This window comes from Bradyrhizobium sp. YCK136, from assembly GCF_044570075.1.
Taxonomy (GTDB): Bacteria; Pseudomonadota; Alphaproteobacteria; order Rhizobiales; family Xanthobacteraceae; genus Bradyrhizobium; species Bradyrhizobium diazoefficiens.
Genome location: NZ_CP172424.1, coordinates 3,201,659 through 3,221,009 on the forward strand (window position 1 = coordinate 3,201,659; position 19,351 = coordinate 3,221,009).

Below are 19,351 nucleotides of genomic sequence, written 5' to 3' on the forward strand. Positions count from 1 at the left end.
CCGCATATATCCCCGATCCGGCCGACCATTTGGGCGAAGCACTTAATTGCTTGTTGCCCGCGCGCAGCTCCCGCAATTTCGCGCCTGCCGGTCAGCGAAGGAGATATTCGGTGAGTCAGTCTGTCGCGCGCTCCAGGACAAATCACGAAACCATCGCCAGGAATTCGTCATCGGCGCTGGAGGCGATCGAAACGGCGTATGACCGGATCGAGGCCGAGCGCGACCGCAATTGCTGGATCTATCTCCGCCCGCGGAAGGAGGCACTGGAAGAATGCCGCAAGCTGGTGGCGCGCGCGCGGACGGGCGAAAATCTTCCGCTGCTCGGCATTCCCTTCGGTGTGAAGGACAATATCGACGTCGAGGGAATGCCGACCACCGCCGCATGCCCGGCGTTCAGCTACACGCCCTGGCATTCCGCTCACAGCGTCGAACGCCTCACCGCGGCCGGCGCAATTTGTCTCGGAAAGACCAATCTCGACCAGTTCGCCACAGGCCTGTCCGGCGCGCGTTCGCCCTATGGCCCCTGCGCGTCGGTTGCCGACGCGCGCTATGTTTCGGGCGGCTCCAGTTCCGGGTCCGCGGTCGCCGTGGCGGCCGGGCACGTCGCGTTCGCGCTCGGCACCGATACCGGCGGATCCGGCCGCATACCTGCCGGCTTCAACAACATCGTCGGAATCAAGCCGACCGTTGGGCTGGTGTCATCACGCGGGCTGGTGCCGAATTGTCCGACGATCGATTGCGTCTCGGTGTTCTGCAATACCGTCAGCGACGGCGAGGCGATCATCGAAATTATCGAGGGGTTCGATTTCGAAGATCCCTACAGCCGCGTGCCCAGGGCCTTTTCCTTCGCCACAGGGACGGTGCCATCGTTCCGGTTCGGCCGCATCGCGTCCGCCGATCTCGAATGCTTCGGCATGCCGGAATGCGGCGAGCTCTATGAGCGCGCCTGCGAGCGTTTCACGCAGATCGGAGGAACGGCGATCGAGGTGGACTTCGCCCCGTTCCGCCAGGCCGGGGAGTTGATGTTCAGCGGGCCCTGGGTCGCGGAGCGGCACTCGGCCATCGCTTCGCTGATGGACATCGATTCCGGCTCCCTGCTTGACGTCACGAGGACCGTGCTGGGCTCAGCCGCCGGCTATTCAGCGATCGACACGTTTGGTGCCATTCACCGGTTGCACCGACTTCGCCGCGACGCCGAGGCGATCTTTGCGGGTATCGATGCGCTGGTGGTCCCGACCGCACCGCGGCCGTTCACGCTGGAGGAGATGGATCGCGATCCGATCACGCTCAACAATCGCCTCGGCTACTACTCGTACTTCGCCAATCTGCTCGATCTCTGCGGCGTGGCGGTTCCGAACGCGACATTGCCGAACGGCATGCCCATGGGCGTGACCCTGCTGGCGCCGGCCTGGCATGATCGCGCGCTGATCGGACTGGCGCGGCGGTTCGAGGCCAGTGCAGGCCGAGCGGCTTTCGAATTGAAGTCTGGCGGCTGAAGGGCGGATATTATTCCATCCCTTGCCCGAGCGTCGAAAGAGCCAGGATCGAAATCACGGATCTGTCGTACCTGATCACGCCTTCCTCCTGGAGCCGCGCGAGTTGTACTGTTACCCATTGGCGGGTGGAGCCGATGAGATTGGCGAGATCGCCGTGGGTAAACGGCATCCCGACGACGATCTCGCCGCCGCGCTTCACGCCGTAGACGTGCGACAGGAAGATCAACAGGCTGTGCAGCCGCTCGGTCACCGAGCGCGTCCCGAGCATCTGGGCCATCGCCGAATAGCATCGCGCCTTGAATGCCAGGGCATCCAGCAAGGCGACGGCGATCGTCGGCGATTCGAGCGCAAGCCGCCGCAGCGCCGGTCCGGGCATGAACGTCAACCGGCTGCGTTCGGCCGCAACCGATGTCCACATGTGCGGGCCCGTTCCGAATATATCGGGGCCGCCGACGAAGTTGCCGGGAAACCAGTAGGCGAGCGTGACCTCGCGCCCCGACGGCGCCGCATAGTAGCTGCGGATGCGTCCCTCGCTGATCAGGTAGATCCCGGCCTGTGTGTCGCCCTGAGACCAAACGAGTTGGCCGGCTTCCAGGGCCTTCTCGCGTCCGATCGCACGCAGCCGATTGCAATCGGCCCGGCTGAGACCGTCCAGCAAGCCGGGCAGCGGCCTGACGAGATTGTCCGACTCGGCCAGCATCACGCCTGCCGCTATCGCGCTATTCGCCCTGTGCATCGCCGGCTCCACTGTGAGACCCGGCATCGATTATTCAAGAACCATGCCAGCGCGCTGCCGGCTGCTGCTCGATTTCCGAGTTCTGGGCGATCAGCTCGCGTCCGACTGATTGAACGCCCGCAGCCCTTCTGCGCGGATGACGTCGAGACAATCCTTCTTGAGGGAAAGATAGGTTGGCTCGACCATGACGGCACTCGACCGCGGGCGCGGCAGCTTGACCGCGACTTCGCGCAGGATGCGGCCGGGTCCCGCGCTCATGATGAGAACGCGGTCGGCCAGCACGATGGCTTCATCGATGTCATGGGTGACGAACACGATCGTCGCCTTGATCCGGTCGCGCAGCTCCAGCAGATTGTCTTGCATCACCGCCCGGGTCTGGGCGTCGAGGGCTCCGAAGGGCTCGTCCATCAGCAACACGCGGGGCTGATTGGCCAACGCTCGCGCGATCGCCACGCGCTGTTGCATGCCGCCGGACAGCGTGTTCGGATAGGCGTCGGCGAAACGCTTGAGACCGATCATCGCGATCAGATCGTCGGCGATGGCATTCGCTTCCGTCCTGGACTTCCCAAGCATCCTGGGGCCGTGGGCGATGTTCCTGCGGACAGACTTCCAGGGGAAAAGATGCGGCTGCTGGAACACCATGCCGACATCGGGGCGCGGGCTGTAGACACGCGAGCCCTCGACCAGGATGTCGCCTTCAAACGGCACTTCCAGTCCGGCGATCGTATTGAGCACCGTCGACTTGCCGCAGCCGGAGGGCCCGACGATGCAAACGAACTCGCCAGGCGCCACGTCAAAGGAAACGCGATCCACCGCGATGGTCTGACCGCGATTGGTGTCAAAAACGATGCTCAGGTTTGAGACTTGAATGGCCGGTTGTTTCCGTGCCGATTCGACGGAGGCGGGCGAGCTTGCCAGAGCCAGTTTCATGATCGATCGAGGTCCCGACATCAGCGCCACCAGACGGTACGTTCTGCAAGCGCCGAAAACAGCCGGTCGGCCATGAACGAAGCGCTGCGAGCCCGCCCATGACCTGGCCCGTTTGCAAATTCTGCTGCGCAATCTCGATCCTGTAGACAATGCCGGCGAAAGCGCCGGCAAGTTCGGCCGCGACAAGCGTGTAGAAGGAGATGCTGACGGCGGTGCGCAATCCGACCACGATGTAGGGAAGCGCGCCCAGCAGCACGATCTCCTGGAGCATCTGCCGCCGTGGCGTGCCGAGCATCAACGCCGCCCGAATGAGGCCGCGGTCGACCTTCTGCACGCCGATGTGGGTCGAAAGCCAAACCGTGAAGAACACGCCCCATACGACGAGGAACAGTTTTCCCGCCTCCGACAGGCCGAACCAGAGGATGACGATCGGCACGAAGGCAATCGGCGGAATTGGCCGGAGGATATGGAATAGCGGGGACAGCAAGCTCGAGATGACAGGGAATTGGCCGGTGAGGATGCCGAGCAGGATGCCGAGCGCGCCGCCCACGATGAACCCCGTGGTGACGCGAAAGAGGCTGGCCAGCAGATCGCCAAGGAACTGTCCGCTTCGTATCCACTCGAGGACCGCCGCAGCAACCACCGTCGGCGGCGGAAACAGCACCATGTTGACGGCCCCGGAACGAGAGACCAGTTCCCAAAGGCCGACGAACAAGGGAAGCGAAAGCGCCCCGATCAGAATGTTGAGGCGGCGAAGACGGGCTGAATCCGGCCGCCGACCGCGACCGTCGGTCCGGAGAGCAATCTCCTGTCGTGCTGAAGTGCCGTCCTGCATGGCTGTGCGGGTGCCTATTTCCACGAGAGGGTGACGCGTGCGGAGTCGACCTTCTTCAGTGGCTCGGCGACGACGACCTTGCTGAAGTCGGGCATCGCCGCTCCCGGAGGATGGTTGCCGCTCTCGAGGCGCCATGCGGAGTGAGTCTTGAGAATCTCGATCAGCCGATCGTCGAGACGCACCCGGTAGACATAGTCGGCCCAGATGGGAGCGAGGTCGTCCCGCTTCATGCCGACCGCGTCCGCCACCACCGTGATCGCTTCGTCCTGATGTGCCTTCATCCAGACCTCGGCATCGATCAGTGCGGCGATGAACTTCTCGACCACCGCAGGGTTGGCATCCAGATAGGTCCTCATGACGACGATGTTGAACGTCTCGGAGTAGGTGCCCGTTGTATCGAGCTCAGCGACGGCTTCGCCCAGGGCCTTCTTCGCGTTGGCGATGTGGGGTTCCCAAGTGTCGATCGCGTCGATGCTTCCGGCTGCCAGTGCCGGCAGCATTTCCTGCGGCCGCAGGTTGACGAGGGTGACATCCTTGGGCGTCAATCCCGCCGACTTCAGCAACGTCGCCGTGTAGACCTCGCTGCCTGTGCCGGCCGTGAATCCGATTCGCTTGCCGCGAAGCTCTGCCTTGGTCTTGACGCCGGCCTTGGCCGCGACGACCGTCTTGAGGTCGGAATATTCCATGCCGGCGACGAAGGCGATGGGTTGGTTTGCCATCGCCGAAGCGGTGACCGGCGCCTCCGCCGTCGTCGCGATGTCGGCGCCGCCCCCGATCACGGTGTCCAGGCACTGCTTGCCGGACGTGAAGTTCGAGACCGTGATGTCCAGTCCGTTCTTTTCGAAAATCCCCTTCGATTTGGCGACGATCGCAAGGCCGGAGATCGGTCCGAGGTTCTGCGCCAGCCGGGCTTTGAGCAATTCCGCGGCCGAGGCGCAGCCCGGACCGATGGCAACGCAGCAAAGCGCGGCATAGCCGGCAATTGCCGCAATTGGGCGGACGGTGTTCCAGTGCATGACGATCTCCCCTCGCGCCGCGCCCGGCGGCAGCCCCGATATGATCGCGGATGCCGCCCTGAACGGCTCCGCAACGGACTCCCGCGTCCTCCCGTGGGCGATCGCTTGAGGATCGGCCCGTGCTGGCATGCTCACCCGGCGCTACGGTCCCGGGAAGCAATTAATCGACACGGCCTTCGGGGGCGGCCGGTCCCGCGCCTCCGCTCGAGGTGACGCGCGGTGGGCGGCCGGAATAATGTCCGTCGTGACGGGTTCGTGTCAGAGGGTCAAAGACGGGCCAGCCAAGAGCAATCGCAGGACCAAACGGGAGGATAGGATGAACTTTATTGCCAGGGTCATCGTACCAGCAGGCGCTGCGCTCGCGGTCTTCGCAAGTCCATCGGTGCTGGCGCAGTCAGCCGATATGACCTTCTTCGTGACCTCGAGCGGGCCGGGCAAGGGTGCCGATCTCGGCGGCCTGGAAGGGGCCGATGCGCACTGCCAGAAGCTCGCTCAGGCCGTCGGCGCCGGCGCCAAAACCTGGCGCGCCTATCTCTCGACCCAGGCCGCCGACGGCAAGCCGGCCGTCAACGCGCGCGACCGCATCGGCAAGGGGCCGTGGCAGAATGCGAAGGGCGCGGTCATCGCCAAGGATGTTGCCGAGCTTCATGGCCCCGCCAACAACCTGACCAAGCAGACGGCGCTCAGCGAGAAGGGTGAGGTCTCCAACGGAGTCGGCGATACGCCGAACCGCCACGACATTCTCACGGGGACGCAACCCGACGGCACCGCATTTGCCGCCGGCGACGACAAGACCTGCAAGAACTGGTCGTCCAGCACGCAAGGTACTGCGGTGGTCGGCCATGCCGACCGGCGGGGCCTGCGTGACGACGAGCCGTCGAAATCGTGGAACAGCTCGCACCCCTCGCGCGGTCCCGATGGCGGCTGCTCGCAGGCCGATTTGAAGAGCACGGGTGGCGACGGGCTGCTGTATTGCTTCGCGGCGAATTGAGGCGCGGAACACCGTCCACCGTCATCGAGTTCGTGGTTGCGTGCTACACTTGCCGCAATGCAATCACGGACTGTTTCCATGAAGTACGAGCTTTACTACTGGCCCGAGATTCAGGGCCGCGGCGAATATGTGCGGCTGGCGCTGGAGGAGGCGGGTGCGGCCTACGTCGACGTTGCGCGCGGCCCGCGCGGAACAGCTGCGATGATGAAGATGATGGACGCGCATGAGGGCACACCGCCCTTCGCGCCGCCATTCCTCAAGGCCGGCAAGCTCGTCATCGGCCAGACCGCCAACATCCTGCTCTATCTGGGCGCCCGCCACGCCCTTGCGCCGAAGACGGAAGCAGGCAAACTCTGGGTGCACCAGCTCCAGCTCACCATCGCCGATCTCGTGCTGGAGGTTCACGACACCCATCATCCACTTGGGCCCTCGCTCTATTACGAGGACGCGCGGCCCGCGGCGAAGAAGCGCACGGCCGAGTTCTGGAGCGAGCGCGTGCCGAAATATCTCGGCTATTTCGAACAGCTGCTCGCCGGCAATGGCGGCACTTACGTCACCGGCCGCCGGCTGACCTATGTCGACCTCTCGCTGTTCCAGATCGTCGCCGGGCTGCGCTATGCCTTCCCCAGGCGCATGAAGGCGTTCGAGGCAGACATCCCGGGCCTCGTCGGCCTGCACGACCGCGTCGCCGCGCGACCGAACATCAAGGCCTACCTTGCGAGCGAGCGTCGCATTGCCTTCAACGAGCAGGGCATCTTCCGGCGCTACAAGGAGCTCGATAGTTAGCCGGTCCGGAGGGAGGCTGGCGGCAGCCCCCGTTCCGGACCGGCCGTTTCGGGCGCGATCAATCGCCCGAACGCGTCGTGGCTCCCGAGCATCTGTGAACGCTCCGGACCAGATCGATCGTTTGAATCATGAGGGGCGGGAGCGAGGTCATGCTCGTCAGGGCAGGGGGGCTTGCAGAACATCGTCGCGTCTCCCGTTCACGTGGGTGCGGGCTCCCTCTAGCGGGCTTCGGTTGCGGCGACGTCAGTCGATCGGAGGAGGGCAGGCGCTTTTCCCTGGAGTTGCACGGGACAGAGATGCGCGCTCACCACACGCCGGGTAGCAGACGGTAGCGCACCCGCATCGCATAGTCGGCATAGCCCGGCAGGCCCGCGCGCAGCGTGCGCTCCTCGATGCGGATTCGGACTGCTAGCAGCGCGAGGAAGAGCGGCTCCATCGCAAGACCCCACCACGAGCCCAGCAGCAGCGGGACGCCGGCGAAGAACAGGATCATGCCGCTGTACATGGGATGGCGCACATGCGCGTAGGGCCCCGTCGAGATCACGTGCTGCGCGCGTTCGGCTTGCAGCTTCACCACCGGCGCGGCGAACGAGTTTTCGCGGAACACCCACATCGTGAACAGCGTCGAGGCGAGGAACAGCACGAGGCCGAGGACCTGCAAAGCGAGCGGCATGCCGGAGGCAAGCTGGCGCCGGTCGAGGCCCATCGCGACCAGCCAGGCCAGTATCGCGAGCACGAACACGGCGATGAACGCCTTGTCGGCGGGCGGCTGGTCTTTCTGGATGACCGGACGGAGACGCTCGGCGAGCAGCGCCGGATCAAGCCGGTAGAGCCACCAGCCGCAGAGCGGGCCGAGTAGCGCGGAGGCGATCAGCATCACCCAGGCGCCGGGCCACTGCAGCGTGCCGGCGGACGCGAACAGCAGCGCGCCCGTCGCGACGACGAAGACCGTGTTCTGCAACAAGAGCCGTGCGATCATGCGCAGGTCCCGGGGCAATCCCGCGCCATATTGACCCGGCTATCCGGCAAAGATGCGGCCGGACACGCGAAAAGCCCGATCGACCGGATCGGGCGCTTCAACTTCGGCAGGCCGGATCAGGCGAGCTGATCGATCCGCGTGCCCTGACCCGGCGGCAGCGGCACGGGCGGCTGCGGCTTGTAGGTCGGGTCGGTGTCCTTGGTCTTGGCCTGATCGTCCTGCTGCTTGGTCGTGTCGTAGCTCGGGACCACGATCGCGATCGGCGGCGGCGCAACGGTAGAAACGCTCATCCACAAATCCTCACACATGGAAACAATTGAGTCTGTCCTGCGAGGAGCGAAATTTCCCTCAAGCCAATCGTTAAAATGCGAGGGATCTGGTGCGGTGGGAGGCGTCTTCGCGCCTGTCATTGTGCAATTTCAACGGGCGCCAACTCTCTCATCCGTCATTGCGAGCGCAGCGAAGCAATCCAGTCTGTCTCCGCGGAGGGACTCGCAATGACGGAGTATGCAGCGGGCGACGTTACGACACACGCGAGTCGCGCCTGCGGAAAGCGCGAGGCCTGCGGCAGACGCGCCGGCCTACTCGTCCTTCGGACGCGTGATCGCGATCGAGGCTTCCGTCTTGGTGCGCGAGCAATCCATGTTGAGGCGCTTGAAGCGCATCGACACCTTGTCGCCGCGGAGCAGGCCCATGCGCTTCAGGCAGCGCGTCGCGCCTTTCGCGGTGTCGTCCTTCGGCACCGTGAAGATGATCGCGGCCGCGGACGCGACGAGGTCATAGAACTGCGGCGTCGGCTTGCGGTCGCCCTTGGCATAGAGCTCGTTGGAATAGTTTTGCCCCTGCGCGCGGCAGCCGAGCGAGAGCTCCTTCGCCGCCGGGTGGGTGAGGTAGATGATGTTGGCGGCCTTGAAGTTGACCTTCAGCCTGTCGATGCCGCTCGCAAGCTGCTTTGCGATGTCATCGCACTGGTCCGCGCGGGCAGGCGAGGCGAGGGTCACAAGGCCGGTGATGGCGGCGGCGACCAGGATCGCGCCGCGGACGTTCAGTTTGAAAATCATGATAAAAAGCCCCTTTGGGCGCGCATTCAACCTTCGTCGCGCGCCGAGCGCAAGGGGTGGACGCAAGGCCTGCCGGGCACGATCATCGCCACCTGCGTCCGGCCGACGGTGACCGAAAAAGGACCGTCATGACGTCGAATCGGGATGCCCCGACCGCGCCGGAACGCCTTCCCTTTACGGCAAAAAAGCTTAGAACGCTTCTATGCCAGGGGCCCGCGCGAGGGCTCCAAAACCCCGAGATTCGCTCCATGAACGCTCCCACCGCCTTCCCCGACCCCGCAAAGCCCGTTCCGCCCTACAAGCACACCCCGCTGTTCCCGTTGGGCAAGGACGAGACGCCCTACAAGAAGATTTCGTCCGAGGGTATCCGGGTCGAGAAGGTCCTGGGCAAGGACATGCTGGTGGTGTCGCGCGAGGCGCTGCGGGCGCTGTCGGAGGCGGCTTTCGGCGACATCAACCATTACCTGCGCCCCGGCCATTTGAAGCAGCTCCGCGCGATCCTGGAGGACGGCGAGGCGAGCCCGAACGACAAGTTCGTCGCGCTCGACTTCTTGAAGAACGCCAACATCGCGGCCGGCGGCGTGCTGCCGATGTGCCAGGACACCGGCACCGCGATCATCATGGGCAAGAAGGGCTGCAACGTCATCACCGACGGTGACGACGAGGCCGCGCTGTCGGAAGGCGCGCGCGATGCGTACCTGCGCCGCAATCTGCGCTACTCGCAGGTCGCGCCGCTCTCGATGTACGAGGAGAAGAACACCGCCAACAACATGCCGGCGCAGTGCGAGATCTACGCCGAGGGCGACGACGCCTACAAGTTCATGTTCATGGCGAAGGGCGGCGGCAGCGCCAACAAGAGCTTCCTGTTCCAGGCGACGCCTTCCGTCCTGACCAAGGACCGCCTGCTCGCGTTCCTGAAGGAAAAGATCCTCACGCTCGGCACTGCGGCGTGCCCGCCCTATCACCTCGCCATCGTGATCGGCGGCACCTCGGCCGAGCTGTGCATGAAGACCGTGAAGCTGGCATCGGCCCGCTATCTCGACGCGCTGCCGACCCACGGCTCGCCCGACGGCAACGCCTTCCGCGACGTCGAGATGGAGAAAGAGATCCACAAGATGACGCAGTCGCTCGGCGTCGGCGCTCAGTTCGGAGGCAAGTATTTCTGCCACGACGTCCGCGTGATCCGCATGCCGCGCCATGGCGCCTCGCTCCCGATCGGGCTCGGCGTGTCCTGCTCGGCCGATCGCCAGGTGCTCGGCAAGATCACCAGGGACGGCGTCTATCTCGAGGAGCTCGAGCACAACCCGGCGCAATATCTGCCGCAGGTCGAAGAGGCGCTCGGCGGCGAGGTCGTCAAGATCGACCTCAACCAGCCGATGAAGGACATCCTGGCGACGTTCTCGAAATACCCGATCAAGACGCGGGTCTCGATGACCGGCACCATGATCGTGGCGCGCGATTCCGCCCATGCCAAGCTGCGCGAGCGGCTGGAGAAGGGCGAGCCGCTGCCGGACTATTTCAAGAACCATCCGGTCTACTATGCCGGTCCCGCCAAGACGCCCGAGGGCTACGCCTCCGGAGCGTTCGGTCCGACCACCGCGGGCCGCATGGATTCCTTCGTGGACCAGTTCCAGGCCGCGGGCGGCTCCATGGTGATGGTGGCCAAGGGCAACCGCGCGCCGGCCGTGCGCGAGGCCTGCAAGAAATATGGCGGCTTCTATCTCGGCTCGATCGGCGGCGCCGCGGCGAACCTCGCCGAGCATTGCATCAAGAAGGTCGAGGTGCTCGAATATCCCGAGCTCGGCATGGAAGCGATCTGGCGCATCGAAGTCGTGGATTTCCCGGCGTTCATCATCATCGATGACAAGGGGAACGACTTCTTCAAGGAGTTGAATCTGGGCTAGCTCTTCACCTCTCCCCGCTTGCGGGGAGAGGTCGGACTTTGCGCGTCGCGCAAAGTCCGGGTGAGGGGGACTCTCCACGAGTCCAACTGTCACCGTCCTCGCGGAGACTCCCCCTTACTCCAACCCTCTCAGCGCGAGCGAAGCTCGTCGCGTCCCCGCAAGCGGAGCGAGGGGGAAGAGTTCAACTGCAATTCGTGACCTGGTTGGAGCACAGCGAGCGCCACCAGCCGCGGACGCCGTCGTGGCTCTCGACGAGGCCCCAGAGACCGCTGCAAGCGAGCAGGCGCTTGGGGCCGCCGTCGGTATCGATCGCGCCGCCGAGCTCGCGCTGGGCGGGCATCCATTTGGCATCGACGAAGGGCGCCTGGAACAGTCCGCCCATGCGCGTGGCGCCGTTGGCATAGGCGGCGCCGACCTTGTTGGAGGCTACCCAGCCGCGCCCGGCATAGGGCTTTGGCGCGCTGCGCGGATATCTCTTGTCGTCCTCGTAGTCCTTGCCCGGCGGCTTGGCGCCTTCGATCAGAAACCAGCCGTCCTTGAATCCGATGATGCGGAATTCGGTCAGCCAGCCGCCGTCCGGCGTGTTCTCGCTGCCACCGAGCTTGAGCCGGTAGGGCGGCGGCAGCGTGCCGAGCACGCGCGCCTTCACTGACGGCTCGGCGCGCACGTTGAGACCGCTCGGGTCCTTGTCGATCGACCAGGCGCCGAGATCGCAGGGCTCGGTGCCGTCGAGCAGCGACGAACGCTTGGCGGCGAGATCGGCGTGCAGTTTTGCGAAATCGGTGTCGTCGTTGTCCGGGTCCGGCCCGGTGCGCGGCTTCAGCTCGGCTGAGACGGCGCGCGTCGCATCCGGCGTCAGTGTGACCACGAGCGCCTGGCGTGCGGCGAACACGCTTGCGGGCGTCTTCGGATCGTTCGATGTCGCCGGATAAACGGCGAGGTAACCGGTCGAGCCATCGGTGCGATAGGCGGTGCCGGCCACAAAGCCCGCCGGCACCATGGCGAGCGCGCTTGCGCGCCACGCCGGTTCGGTGTCATCCGCGCGCGCTGCTTGTGTGACGACGCACAGCATCGCCGCCGCGATGAAACGGAGCACGCGCATGGCTGCGTGGCCTTACGCCCGCGCGCCCGTGAACGGGAAGCTGCCCATCGGGCCGATGCCCATCTCGCCGCTGATGCTGTCGCCGGAGACGGTACCGCTGAATTCGAGCGTGAGCGGCATCGGTTTGTCGATCGAGACTTTCCAGGAGACGTTGTCGCCAGAGACGCTGCCGTCGAAGATCTCGGCGGAGTTACCTTCCGCAACCTGCGCGCCCGTGAGCGTGCCGCCCGCGGCCTTCAGGCTGAGCGTCGAGTTGCGCTCGCCCATCGGCGTCGTCATGGTCAGATTCCAGTTGCCGTCTACGGCCATTCCCGTCTCCCGAACAAATCCCGGCGGGCCGCGACGATCCGCGGCCAGTCCTGAGCGAGCCTATAACCCAACTCGGCGCGCCTGCCTAACGCTGCATTGGAGGCATTTAGGCGCGGGCCGCGGCGCGCCGGCGGCTGGTGACGATGAGCCGGAGCACGACATACCGCACGGCAAAGGCGAGGATCTTGGCGCCGCCCGCGACCACCGTGATGTAGAACGCCCACAGCTTCAGATCGCCCGTAGCGGCGACCGCGATCATGCCGGCGCCGATCACGAACATCAGCGCCGCCCAGGCATAGCCCGCAGCGGTGACATATTCCGGAACGGTCTCAGCGACGATCGGCGGCATGTAGCGCAGCATCCAGCCGCGCTTGAGCATGATGGCGCCGATCGCGAAATGCGCGATCGAGGGCTTTGCCAGCATGAAGCGGGGATCATTGGTCAGTAGCGTGACCGTGCCCAGCACGACGACGAGCGCGAGGCTTGCATAGGTCATGTAGTTGAGCTGCTGCCCCTTGACGCGGGCGTAGATCACCTGCGCGATCGCACCGGCAATCGCCACCGACGTTGCCAGGACGACGTTGTCGGTGATGAGGTAGACGACAAGGAAGACGATGGCGGAGAGGAAGTCGGAGGCGAGGCGGGCGAATACGTCCTTCATCGTCGATCCTGTTCAGCGGGCGTTGGGCAGCGCGGCGGCCGGCGTACCGTACTTGATCTGGCGATACTCGGGATACCATTTTGTGAAGTAGATCGCGCTGTTGCGGGCGGCGAAGGCGACCGCAAGGCTCGACCAGAGCGGCAGGCCGGGGACGTAGAGCAGCACGAGATTGGCGGCCGCCATCAGTAGCGCCGCCGCGGTCCAAGCGCCGGTGATGACGTAATTGGCATAGAGAAAGCCGGGCATCGCCGCGGTCTCGGCCGGGACCGATTCGATCGCATATTGCAGGGTGAAGGGTCGGCGGACCAGCATCGAGCCGAGCGAGATGACGAAGATCCCGACATCGACCGACAGCTTGACGCCGAGCGTGCCGAGCGCGGGGTCGAGCAGCGCGAGGTAGAGGCCGATCGCGGCGAACTCGATCGCCGAGCCCGCAGCCAGGATCTTCACCGAGCGGCCCTGCGCCACGTCGATGGCCACGGTGGCGAGGCAGATCGCGGAGGCCGCGAAGACGCTGACCGTGGCCGACGTCACCAGCATCAGGAAGGTGTAGGCGCCGTAGGGCGCGAGGATCAGGAAAATCGTCATGGGCCGCCTCGGTCGAGCCGATCTTTACAATGGAAAGATTACTGCTTCAGGGGCGCGCGTGGGTCAAGCAATATCTTTACAGTGTCAAAATCACGTAGGCGACCTCCAAAAGATGAAGGCCTGCAACGACTTGGTCCGATGCCTCCGCGGCCAATTCCGCCCAGGGCAGGAGCGGCAGCGCGCAGCCGGTCATGAAGCCGGCGGAGAGCAAGATGCCGCCGTTGAAGGTGCCATGGCTGCCCCGCCACAGCCAGGTCATCCGGAGTGCGAGCGCGGCGCAGGCCAGGGCGAGGACGGCGAGACAGTCGGCGGTGATCGAGGGCATGTGCATGGGAAACTCCTCTTTCCGTCATTCCGGGGCACGCGAAGCGTCGAGCTACGATGCGCAATTGCGTGTTTGAGGATCCGTCGAGCCGCAGAGCACGCGGTGAAATGGATTCCGGGTTCGCGACTTCGTCGCACCCCGGAATGACGGTTATGCCGCTCCCACCCAATTGCCGTGAAAGCCGTCGGGCACGCGGTGGCCGAGCTGCACCAATGCGGCGGGGCCGGCCTCGATGTCGGTGGCATTGAACACGGCGAGGTCGCTGCGGTTCTCCCGCGCGCGCCACACCACGGCGAGCAGCCAGCCATCGCCTTCGGCTGCATCGCTCGATCGCTCGACGAGACCGGCTCGGAGATGGTGTCGCCGGCCGGCAGCAGATAATGGCCGAGCCGCCGGCCATTGCCGTCGACATGGACGATGCCGGACAGCGCGCCGAACATCGGTAGTTTTGGATTGGCGCAGGCGTACCAGCCGTGACGGCTCTTCAGCCCGGCGCGGCGATCGTCGATGCGCGGGAATTCGCCGGTGAGGTCGTCCAGATACGTCTGCTGGAAGCGATCGGTATTCCCCGAGAGATCGAAGGTCCAGCGGCAATGGCGGGCGCGCGATTTCTCCGGATCGGTCGGCCGGCCGTCGGGATGCGGGAACAGCGGCGCCTCCTCGAACTGCATGACGTCGGCGATGATGCGGCCATTGTCCTCCCACGCGTTCATGACGTGGAAGACGTAGCAGGCTTCACCGCGGAACCAGACGATGTCCTTGGCCGTGCCGTTGCGCTTCATCACGCCGACATAGGCGCCCTTGTCCGGCTCCCAGGCATAGGGCGGCCGTCCGCTCATCGCGCGCTCCATGCTGCCGGCGATGGGAAGGATCGGAAACAGCACATGGTTCGCGGTGACGATGAAGTCGTGCACCATGCTGGCATAGGGCGCCTCGAAACGTTCGAACCGCGTCGCCTTGCCGGCGGCATCGATCGATCCGTAGGAGAGGGCAGGCGTCAGCGGTCCCGCGGCGTTGTAACCGAAGAACAGCATCTCGCCGGTGACGGGATCGACCTTCGGATGCGCCGTGAAGCTGCCGGCGATGCGGCCCCGATAATTGTGATAGCCGCGCGTGGCCAGCGTGCCCGGCTCGATCTCGGTCGGCAGATGCGCTTCTTCCAGCGCCAGCAGCTTGCCGGCATGGAAGATGATGTTGGTGTTGGCGACGCCGCCATCGGTGAGGTTTTTCGGGGCATCCGGCAGCTTGCGGCCGAAGCCGCCGAATAGCGCGCGGCCGGCGTCGTGCTCGGCGAGCCATTTCGGCGTGCGGACCCAGCGGTTGCGGTAGCTGGCGCGGCCATTCTCGAGGTGGAAGGCGTGCAGCATGCCGTCGCCGACGAACCAGTGCGCGCCGGGCGCATCGAACTGCGGATTGGGGCCGTTGCGATAGAGCGTGCCGTTCAGCTCGCGCGGCAATTCGCCGATGATCTTGAGGAAGGGCGCGTCGGCCTCGAATGGAATCGGCGCGATATTGTTGCGGCGCTCAGCGATGGCGTCGTGCTGCACGGCGTGCCCCCCTTATCTTTACATCGTAAAGATCAATTAGCCGCGTCGGCAGTTCTGGTCAAGTGAAATCTTTACACTGTCAATATTGCGTCATATAGCTTGCAAATGGCCAAGACCGACACCAAAGGCGAAACGGCGCGAAGCTCGCGTGCCCCCAGAAGAACGACGTCGACCGCGGCATCGCGCCCGGTGCGCCGTGCGGCGAGTGCGAAGACGGAGGCGCCGTATCATCACGGCGCGCTGCGCGAGGCGCTGCTCCAGGCCGCCGAACGGGTGCTGGAGCGCGACGGGCTTGCGGGCCTGACGTTGCGCGCGGTGGCGCGCGAGGCGGGTGTATCGCATGCTGCGCCGACCCATCATTTCGGCGATCTCACCGGCCTTCTCAGCGAGCTCGCGGCCGTCGGCTTCCGCCAGTTCAACGCGGCGATGGCGTCAGCCTGCGACACCGCGACCACGCCGCTCGCGCGCGCGCTGGCGCGGCCGAAAGCCTATGTCGCCTATGCGCAGGCCCATCCCGGCATGTACGGCATCATGTTCCGCACCGAGCGGCTCGACTATTCCAGGCCCTCGCTGCACGAGGCTGCCGAAGCCTCCTTCGCCGGACTTGCCAACGCCATCGGCGCGATGCGGCAGGAGCAGATCAGCGGCGACGCGCTGACGCTCGACCAGGGCGCCGCGATCGCGCGCGCCTGGTCGATGGTGCACGGCTTCACCACGCTGCTGCTCGACGGGCGGCTCTCGGACATCCTCGAGCGGCTGCCCGAGGGGACGACGGCAGAACAACTCCTGGAAGCGATCTTGAAGTCGACGGTGCCGGGAAAACTGCCGGCCGTCTGATCGATCGGGACGACTGTAACCTCTGCCTCATGGCTCAGGTAGACTTTATTGAATTGTACACCTTGAAGTGGACAATTGTTTCGCTGATACTGAGTTCTTTTCTCTGTCATATCAGCCGTAGATTTCCCATGTCAGACATTTCTCCCGAAATACTGAGCAAGCTTACTGAGCTGATTAAGGCCGCCGGCAGCGGCGGTGCGCCCCGTGGTGCAGGCCCCTCAGGGATCGAGCTGCTCAAAAGCGTCACCGAGTTTCTCAACGCGGTCGCTTGGCCGGCTGCTGCTGTCTTTTGCGCGCTCCTTTTCCGTCAGCAGGTAACCAGCTTTCTCGGTAATGTGGAAACCGTCAAAGTGTTCGGGGCGGAAATATCCCGGAAGATAGACAAGCAAATCGAGCAATCGGCGAAGGAAGCCCAGAACAAATCGGAGGCCGAGCTGCTTTCGGGCCCGTCGGAGGGAGAACTCGAACGAGCGATGACGGTCAAGAAATTGGCGGCAAACGCAAGTAGCGGCGTGGTCATGGCGCAAGCAGAATCCCTCGCTGCAGATTATGAGCACGTGCGTGCGTCGATGCCGCCTGGCAATGACCGAACGCGCGCTATGGAGGTCGTGGTCTCCAAGATGCGTACAATCGGTCAGGCCTTTTTTCCGCTTCGCCACGAGTTCGCTGGGGTCGCCTCTCCAGGCAAGCGGCTCATGGTCATTGCAACGCTCCAGATCTGTTACGATTTCGAGATGTTGGACTGGCTGGTGCAGCGCGTTGGCTCGGAAAAGCCGTTTCTACAATATCAAGCCCTCGTAGCCATTCTACTCGCGATGCAGGGAAAGAATGCGAAGGCTTACATTCCGAGTTTGGACGCCGCGGTCAGCGAGTTGGGCCGGTTCAGGGATAGCTTTGGCGGCGATACAAGTCGGAGGGGAACGCTTGATGAAATCGAGAAGGTCCTGAACGACCTTAAACGTGCGACCCAAAAGAGAGCTTGATCGAGCCAGAGCTAGCGCATCGTCGCGAGCTCGACGGCGCGGCCGCGCGTGCCGATGACCTTCACCTCGTCCTTGCCGCAGGTGAAGCCGCGGGCGAAATCGTCCGCGGCCTTACGCGCGAGCTCATTGGCGTTCGGGTTGGCGATTGCATCGACATAGGCGACATGGCAGACCGGGCCCGGCGGCAGCCGTGTCACGACCAGCATGGCCTTGGTGTTTGGCCGTCCCTGCTTGTCGGGATCGCTGCCGTCGGCGATGTGCCAGCGCTGGATGATCGCAAACGGCTTTTGGCCGGCGGCGTGCCACTCGACGGTGGTCTCGGATGAATTGAACGGGGCGAACCAGGTCTTGGCCGCCGGCTCCTCGGCCGCTTCCTTGCGATTGCGCCCGACCGAGACGATCTCGCGAAGATCGTCCTCGGCGATCAGCACCATCAGGCCATCTTTGCCGGGACACATACGCGTCGTGCTGCCGTCGAGCTCGCTGGGCTTTCCGAGCTGGCGGCAGTCCTTGGGCGCCGTCGAAGTGTACGTGCTGCCCACGGATTGGGCGTTTGCGCCACCAAGGACGGTGCACATCAGCAACACGGCCAGGCACGTTGTGGTGATGCGGGTCATCATGAGGCTTTGATGCATCGGGAACTCCGTACCATCAGACGTCTTGATTGTGGGCAAGGTTCAAACAGGCCTACCTGAGACCTGACAGCGGCGCGGAATCGTTCTAGAAGAGCGGCTTCGCTTGGGCCCGTCCGGCCTTGTTCGCGTCCTCGTTCTCCAGATCATGCCAGCCATTTCGTCGAACAAACCTTATCGCGTCGGCCGCTCCAAGACCGGGCTCGGCCTCTTCGCCACCAAACCGATCAAGAAGGGGACCCGGATCATCCGTTATTTCGGACCGATCCTGGACTCGCGGATTCCTGCGCACGACGAGATCGAGAACAAATATCTGTTCGAGCTCAACGGCCGCTGGACCATCGACGGCTCGGTGCGCAAGAACCTCGCCCGCTACATCAACCATTCCTGCCGGCCCAACGCCGAGTCCGACGTTCGCCCGCGCGAGCGCAAGGTCTTCATCCGTGCCATCAAGAACATCGAGCCGGGCGACGAGATCAACTACGATTACGGCACCGACTACTTCAAAGCCTATCTGAAGCCGATCGGCTGCAAATGCGCCTCCTGCGAGACCAAGCGCAAGAAGCTGCGCGCCGAGGAGCGGGCCGAACGCGCCAAGGTGAAGGCGCGCACGGAAGCCAAGGCCAAGAAGGCAGGCGCCAAGGCCGTCAAAAAGAAGAAGCTCAACGGCCACGCCGTCGGCAAGGCCAACGGCAGCGCGCGGGCGTAGCCGTTCATCGCGGTGTCATGCCCCGCGAAAGCGGGGCATCCAGTACGCCGCGGCTTCTCCGTATCCCTCAGGCGTCTCTGGAATACTGGGTCGCCCGGCTAAACCGGGCGACGACAGCAGCGGATGCGGCCTCACGCCGCCACGACGCGCCCGCTCTTCCGCAATCCCACATATTGCAGCTCGGCGAAGACGCCGGTGGCGATCGCCTGGGCCACGACCATGAGCTCGCCCGCGATGTTCGGCGAGACCGCGCCCGAGAGCAGCAGCGCGATGCTGCCGACCGTCCAGGCCGCGTTGCCGACCACAACGAGCAGGACGAGCGGCTTCGGCACCGCGGCGCGCGCGGCAAGCCAGCCGACCAGCGCAGTGTAGGCGATCAGGAACAGACCGGTCTCGCGCAGCAACGCTTCGGGCAGGTTGAACAGCGTTGCGACGGCGCCTGCGCCGAAAGTGAAGCCGAGGGCGGCCGCGCCGCTGAAGATCGCGTCGGCGAGCAGGGCGCGACGCAGGAAGGTGGATGCGTCAATCATCGTAGGTCTCCTTGCTTGGGTTGGGCTTGGGGGTGGAATCTTGGGGTGGAATTCAGCGCAGTCCGCGCCACCAGGCGCTGAGCAGGCGGGCGATGCGGAACGGGCAGAGGCTCCTTCCGACGCCGTGCTCGAAGGCGAGCACCTGTGCGACCACATAGTCGCCGGTCGAATGCACCAGCGGCTCGGGCATGTTGAGGCTGCGCGCCAGCATGCGGGTGGCGAGCGCCATGGCCCAGGGAACAAGGTGGTCTGCAACGGTCCGGTAGAGCAGCAGCGCGATCATGGTCATCTCCTGTGCTAGGGAAGATGCGCCGCAGCGACGCCGAATTCGATTACCTCGCAGGTAAGCGGGGCGGCTCTGCGGCTCTTTCGGCCTGGAGATCGACGAATGGCA

Annotated in this window: 22 protein-coding genes and 1 pseudogene; 7 read left to right on the forward strand and 16 right to left on the reverse strand. The window is 64.7% G+C overall.

Features of this window, described 5'->3' with window-relative positions:
• Nucleotides 1–110 precede the first annotated feature (110 nt).
• A complete protein-coding gene (gene atzF / locus ACFLEY_RS14980) occupies nt 111–1,496 on the forward strand; it encodes an allophanate hydrolase (protein WP_211433588.1) in 1,386 nt (461 codons plus the stop codon).
• 10 nt (nt 1,497–1,506) lie between these two features.
• Here atzF and ACFLEY_RS14985 read toward each other — a convergent pair whose 3' ends face one another.
• The 4 genes from ACFLEY_RS14985 to ACFLEY_RS15000 form a co-directional block, all read right to left on the reverse strand.
• Nucleotides 1,507–2,232, reverse strand: coding sequence for a Crp/Fnr family transcriptional regulator (locus tag ACFLEY_RS14985; RefSeq protein WP_060908196.1), 726 nt, complete (start codon nt 2,230–2,232; stop codon nt 1,507–1,509).
• A 90-nt stretch (nt 2,233–2,322) separates the two neighbouring features.
• Nucleotides 2,323–3,162 carry an ABC transporter ATP-binding protein gene (locus tag ACFLEY_RS14990; RefSeq protein ID WP_060912610.1) on the reverse strand — a complete coding sequence of 280 codons (840 nt, stop codon included), beginning with the start codon at nt 3,160–3,162 and terminating at the stop codon, nt 2,323–2,325.
• The gene (locus ACFLEY_RS14995; RefSeq protein ID WP_396604972.1) at nt 3,071–3,997 is read right to left on the reverse strand and encodes an ABC transporter permease; all 927 of its coding nucleotides are present in this window, start codon (nt 3,995–3,997) and stop codon (nt 3,071–3,073) included. Before ACFLEY_RS14995 ends, ACFLEY_RS14990 begins: the two co-directional genes overlap by 92 nt.
• A gap of 14 nt (nt 3,998–4,011) precedes the next feature.
• Nucleotides 4,012–5,013 (reverse strand): NrtA/SsuA/CpmA family ABC transporter substrate-binding protein, encoded by a 1,002-nt coding sequence (locus tag ACFLEY_RS15000; RefSeq protein ID WP_060908195.1) that lies wholly within the window; start codon nt 5,011–5,013, stop codon nt 4,012–4,014.
• A gap of 316 nt (nt 5,014–5,329) precedes the next feature.
• Between ACFLEY_RS15000 and ACFLEY_RS15005 the strand changes: the two genes are divergently transcribed.
• Nucleotides 5,330–6,004: a hypothetical protein gene (locus ACFLEY_RS15005; RefSeq protein ID WP_028173306.1), complete on the forward strand. Its 675-nt coding sequence runs from the start codon at nt 5,330–5,332 to the stop codon at nt 6,002–6,004.
• 78 nt (nt 6,005–6,082) lie between these two features.
• A complete protein-coding gene (locus ACFLEY_RS15010) occupies nt 6,083–6,790 on the forward strand; it encodes a glutathione S-transferase (protein ID WP_060908194.1) in 708 nt (235 codons plus the stop codon).
• A 304-nt stretch (nt 6,791–7,094) separates the two neighbouring features.
• On the opposite strand, the gene ACFLEY_RS15015 is transcribed toward ACFLEY_RS15010, so the two are convergent.
• From ACFLEY_RS15015 to ACFLEY_RS15025, 3 genes are all read right to left on the reverse strand, one after another.
• Nucleotides 7,095–7,769 (reverse strand): isoprenylcysteine carboxylmethyltransferase family protein, encoded by a 675-nt coding sequence (locus ACFLEY_RS15015; RefSeq protein WP_060908193.1) that lies wholly within the window; start codon nt 7,767–7,769, stop codon nt 7,095–7,097.
• A 116-nt stretch (nt 7,770–7,885) separates the two neighbouring features.
• Complete coding sequence (locus tag ACFLEY_RS15020) at nt 7,886–8,059, reverse strand: hypothetical protein (protein WP_165448166.1); 174 nt, start codon at nt 8,057–8,059, stop codon at nt 7,886–7,888.
• Between the two features lie 291 nt (nt 8,060–8,350).
• A complete protein-coding gene (locus ACFLEY_RS15025) occupies nt 8,351–8,830 on the reverse strand; it encodes a hypothetical protein (protein ID WP_011088541.1) in 480 nt (159 codons plus the stop codon).
• 248 nt (nt 8,831–9,078) lie between these two features.
• Between ACFLEY_RS15025 and ACFLEY_RS15030 the strand changes: the two genes are divergently transcribed.
• The gene (locus ACFLEY_RS15030) at nt 9,079–10,734 is read left to right on the forward strand and encodes a fumarate hydratase (protein WP_060908192.1); all 1,656 of its coding nucleotides are present in this window, start codon (nt 9,079–9,081) and stop codon (nt 10,732–10,734) included.
• A 181-nt stretch (nt 10,735–10,915) separates the two neighbouring features.
• On the opposite strand, the gene ACFLEY_RS15035 is transcribed toward ACFLEY_RS15030, so the two are convergent.
• The 6 genes and pseudogenes from ACFLEY_RS15035 to ACFLEY_RS15060 form a co-directional block, all read right to left on the reverse strand.
• Complete coding sequence (locus ACFLEY_RS15035; protein WP_060908191.1) at nt 10,916–11,836, reverse strand: SH3 domain-containing protein; 921 nt, start codon at nt 11,834–11,836, stop codon at nt 10,916–10,918.
• A gap of 12 nt (nt 11,837–11,848) precedes the next feature.
• Entirely contained in the window at nt 11,849–12,145 is a 297-nt protein-coding gene (locus ACFLEY_RS15040; protein WP_011088538.1) for a hypothetical protein, read from the reverse strand.
• A 106-nt stretch (nt 12,146–12,251) separates the two neighbouring features.
• Nucleotides 12,252–12,806 (reverse strand): inner membrane-spanning protein YciB, encoded by a 555-nt coding sequence (locus tag ACFLEY_RS15045; protein WP_060908190.1) that lies wholly within the window; start codon nt 12,804–12,806, stop codon nt 12,252–12,254.
• A 12-nt stretch (nt 12,807–12,818) separates the two neighbouring features.
• Nucleotides 12,819–13,394, reverse strand: coding sequence for a hypothetical protein (locus ACFLEY_RS15050; RefSeq protein WP_060908189.1), 576 nt, complete (start codon nt 13,392–13,394; stop codon nt 12,819–12,821).
• A gap of 76 nt (nt 13,395–13,470) precedes the next feature.
• The gene (locus tag ACFLEY_RS15055) at nt 13,471–13,725 is read right to left on the reverse strand and encodes a hypothetical protein (RefSeq protein ID WP_060908188.1); all 255 of its coding nucleotides are present in this window, start codon (nt 13,723–13,725) and stop codon (nt 13,471–13,473) included.
• Nucleotides 13,726–13,869: 144 nt separating this feature from the next.
• Nucleotides 13,870–15,266: pseudogene (locus tag ACFLEY_RS15060) on the reverse strand (carotenoid oxygenase family protein).
• A gap of 105 nt (nt 15,267–15,371) precedes the next feature.
• On the opposite strand from ACFLEY_RS15060, the gene ACFLEY_RS15065 reads away from it, so the two are divergent.
• Nucleotides 15,372–16,103, forward strand: coding sequence for a TetR/AcrR family transcriptional regulator (locus tag ACFLEY_RS15065; RefSeq protein WP_211433587.1), 732 nt, complete (start codon nt 15,372–15,374; stop codon nt 16,101–16,103).
• 128 nt (nt 16,104–16,231) lie between these two features.
• On the forward strand, nt 16,232–17,086 hold the full coding sequence (locus ACFLEY_RS15070; protein ID WP_129557338.1) for a hypothetical protein: 855 nt from the start codon (nt 16,232–16,234) through the stop codon (nt 17,084–17,086).
• A gap of 11 nt (nt 17,087–17,097) precedes the next feature.
• Here the strand turns inward: ACFLEY_RS15070 and ACFLEY_RS15075 are convergent, their stop codons facing one another.
• Entirely contained in the window at nt 17,098–17,703 is a 606-nt protein-coding gene (locus tag ACFLEY_RS15075; protein ID WP_038967175.1) for a hypothetical protein, read from the reverse strand.
• 163 nt (nt 17,704–17,866) lie between these two features.
• Between ACFLEY_RS15075 and ACFLEY_RS15080 the strand changes: the two genes are divergently transcribed.
• Nucleotides 17,867–18,427, forward strand: a complete 561-nt coding sequence (locus ACFLEY_RS15080; RefSeq protein WP_011088531.1) for an SET domain-containing protein — start codon at nt 17,867–17,869, stop codon at nt 18,425–18,427.
• Between the two features lie 131 nt (nt 18,428–18,558).
• Here ACFLEY_RS15080 and ACFLEY_RS15085 read toward each other — a convergent pair whose 3' ends face one another.
• Together ACFLEY_RS15085 and ACFLEY_RS15090 are read right to left on the reverse strand one after the other, a co-directional pair.
• Nucleotides 18,559–18,957, reverse strand: coding sequence for a hypothetical protein (locus ACFLEY_RS15085; RefSeq protein WP_060908185.1), 399 nt, complete (start codon nt 18,955–18,957; stop codon nt 18,559–18,561).
• Nucleotides 18,958–19,009: 52 nt separating this feature from the next.
• Nucleotides 19,010–19,240, reverse strand: coding sequence for a hypothetical protein (locus tag ACFLEY_RS15090; RefSeq protein ID WP_082757092.1), 231 nt, complete (start codon nt 19,238–19,240; stop codon nt 19,010–19,012).
• Nucleotides 19,241–19,351: the final 111 nt, after the last annotated feature.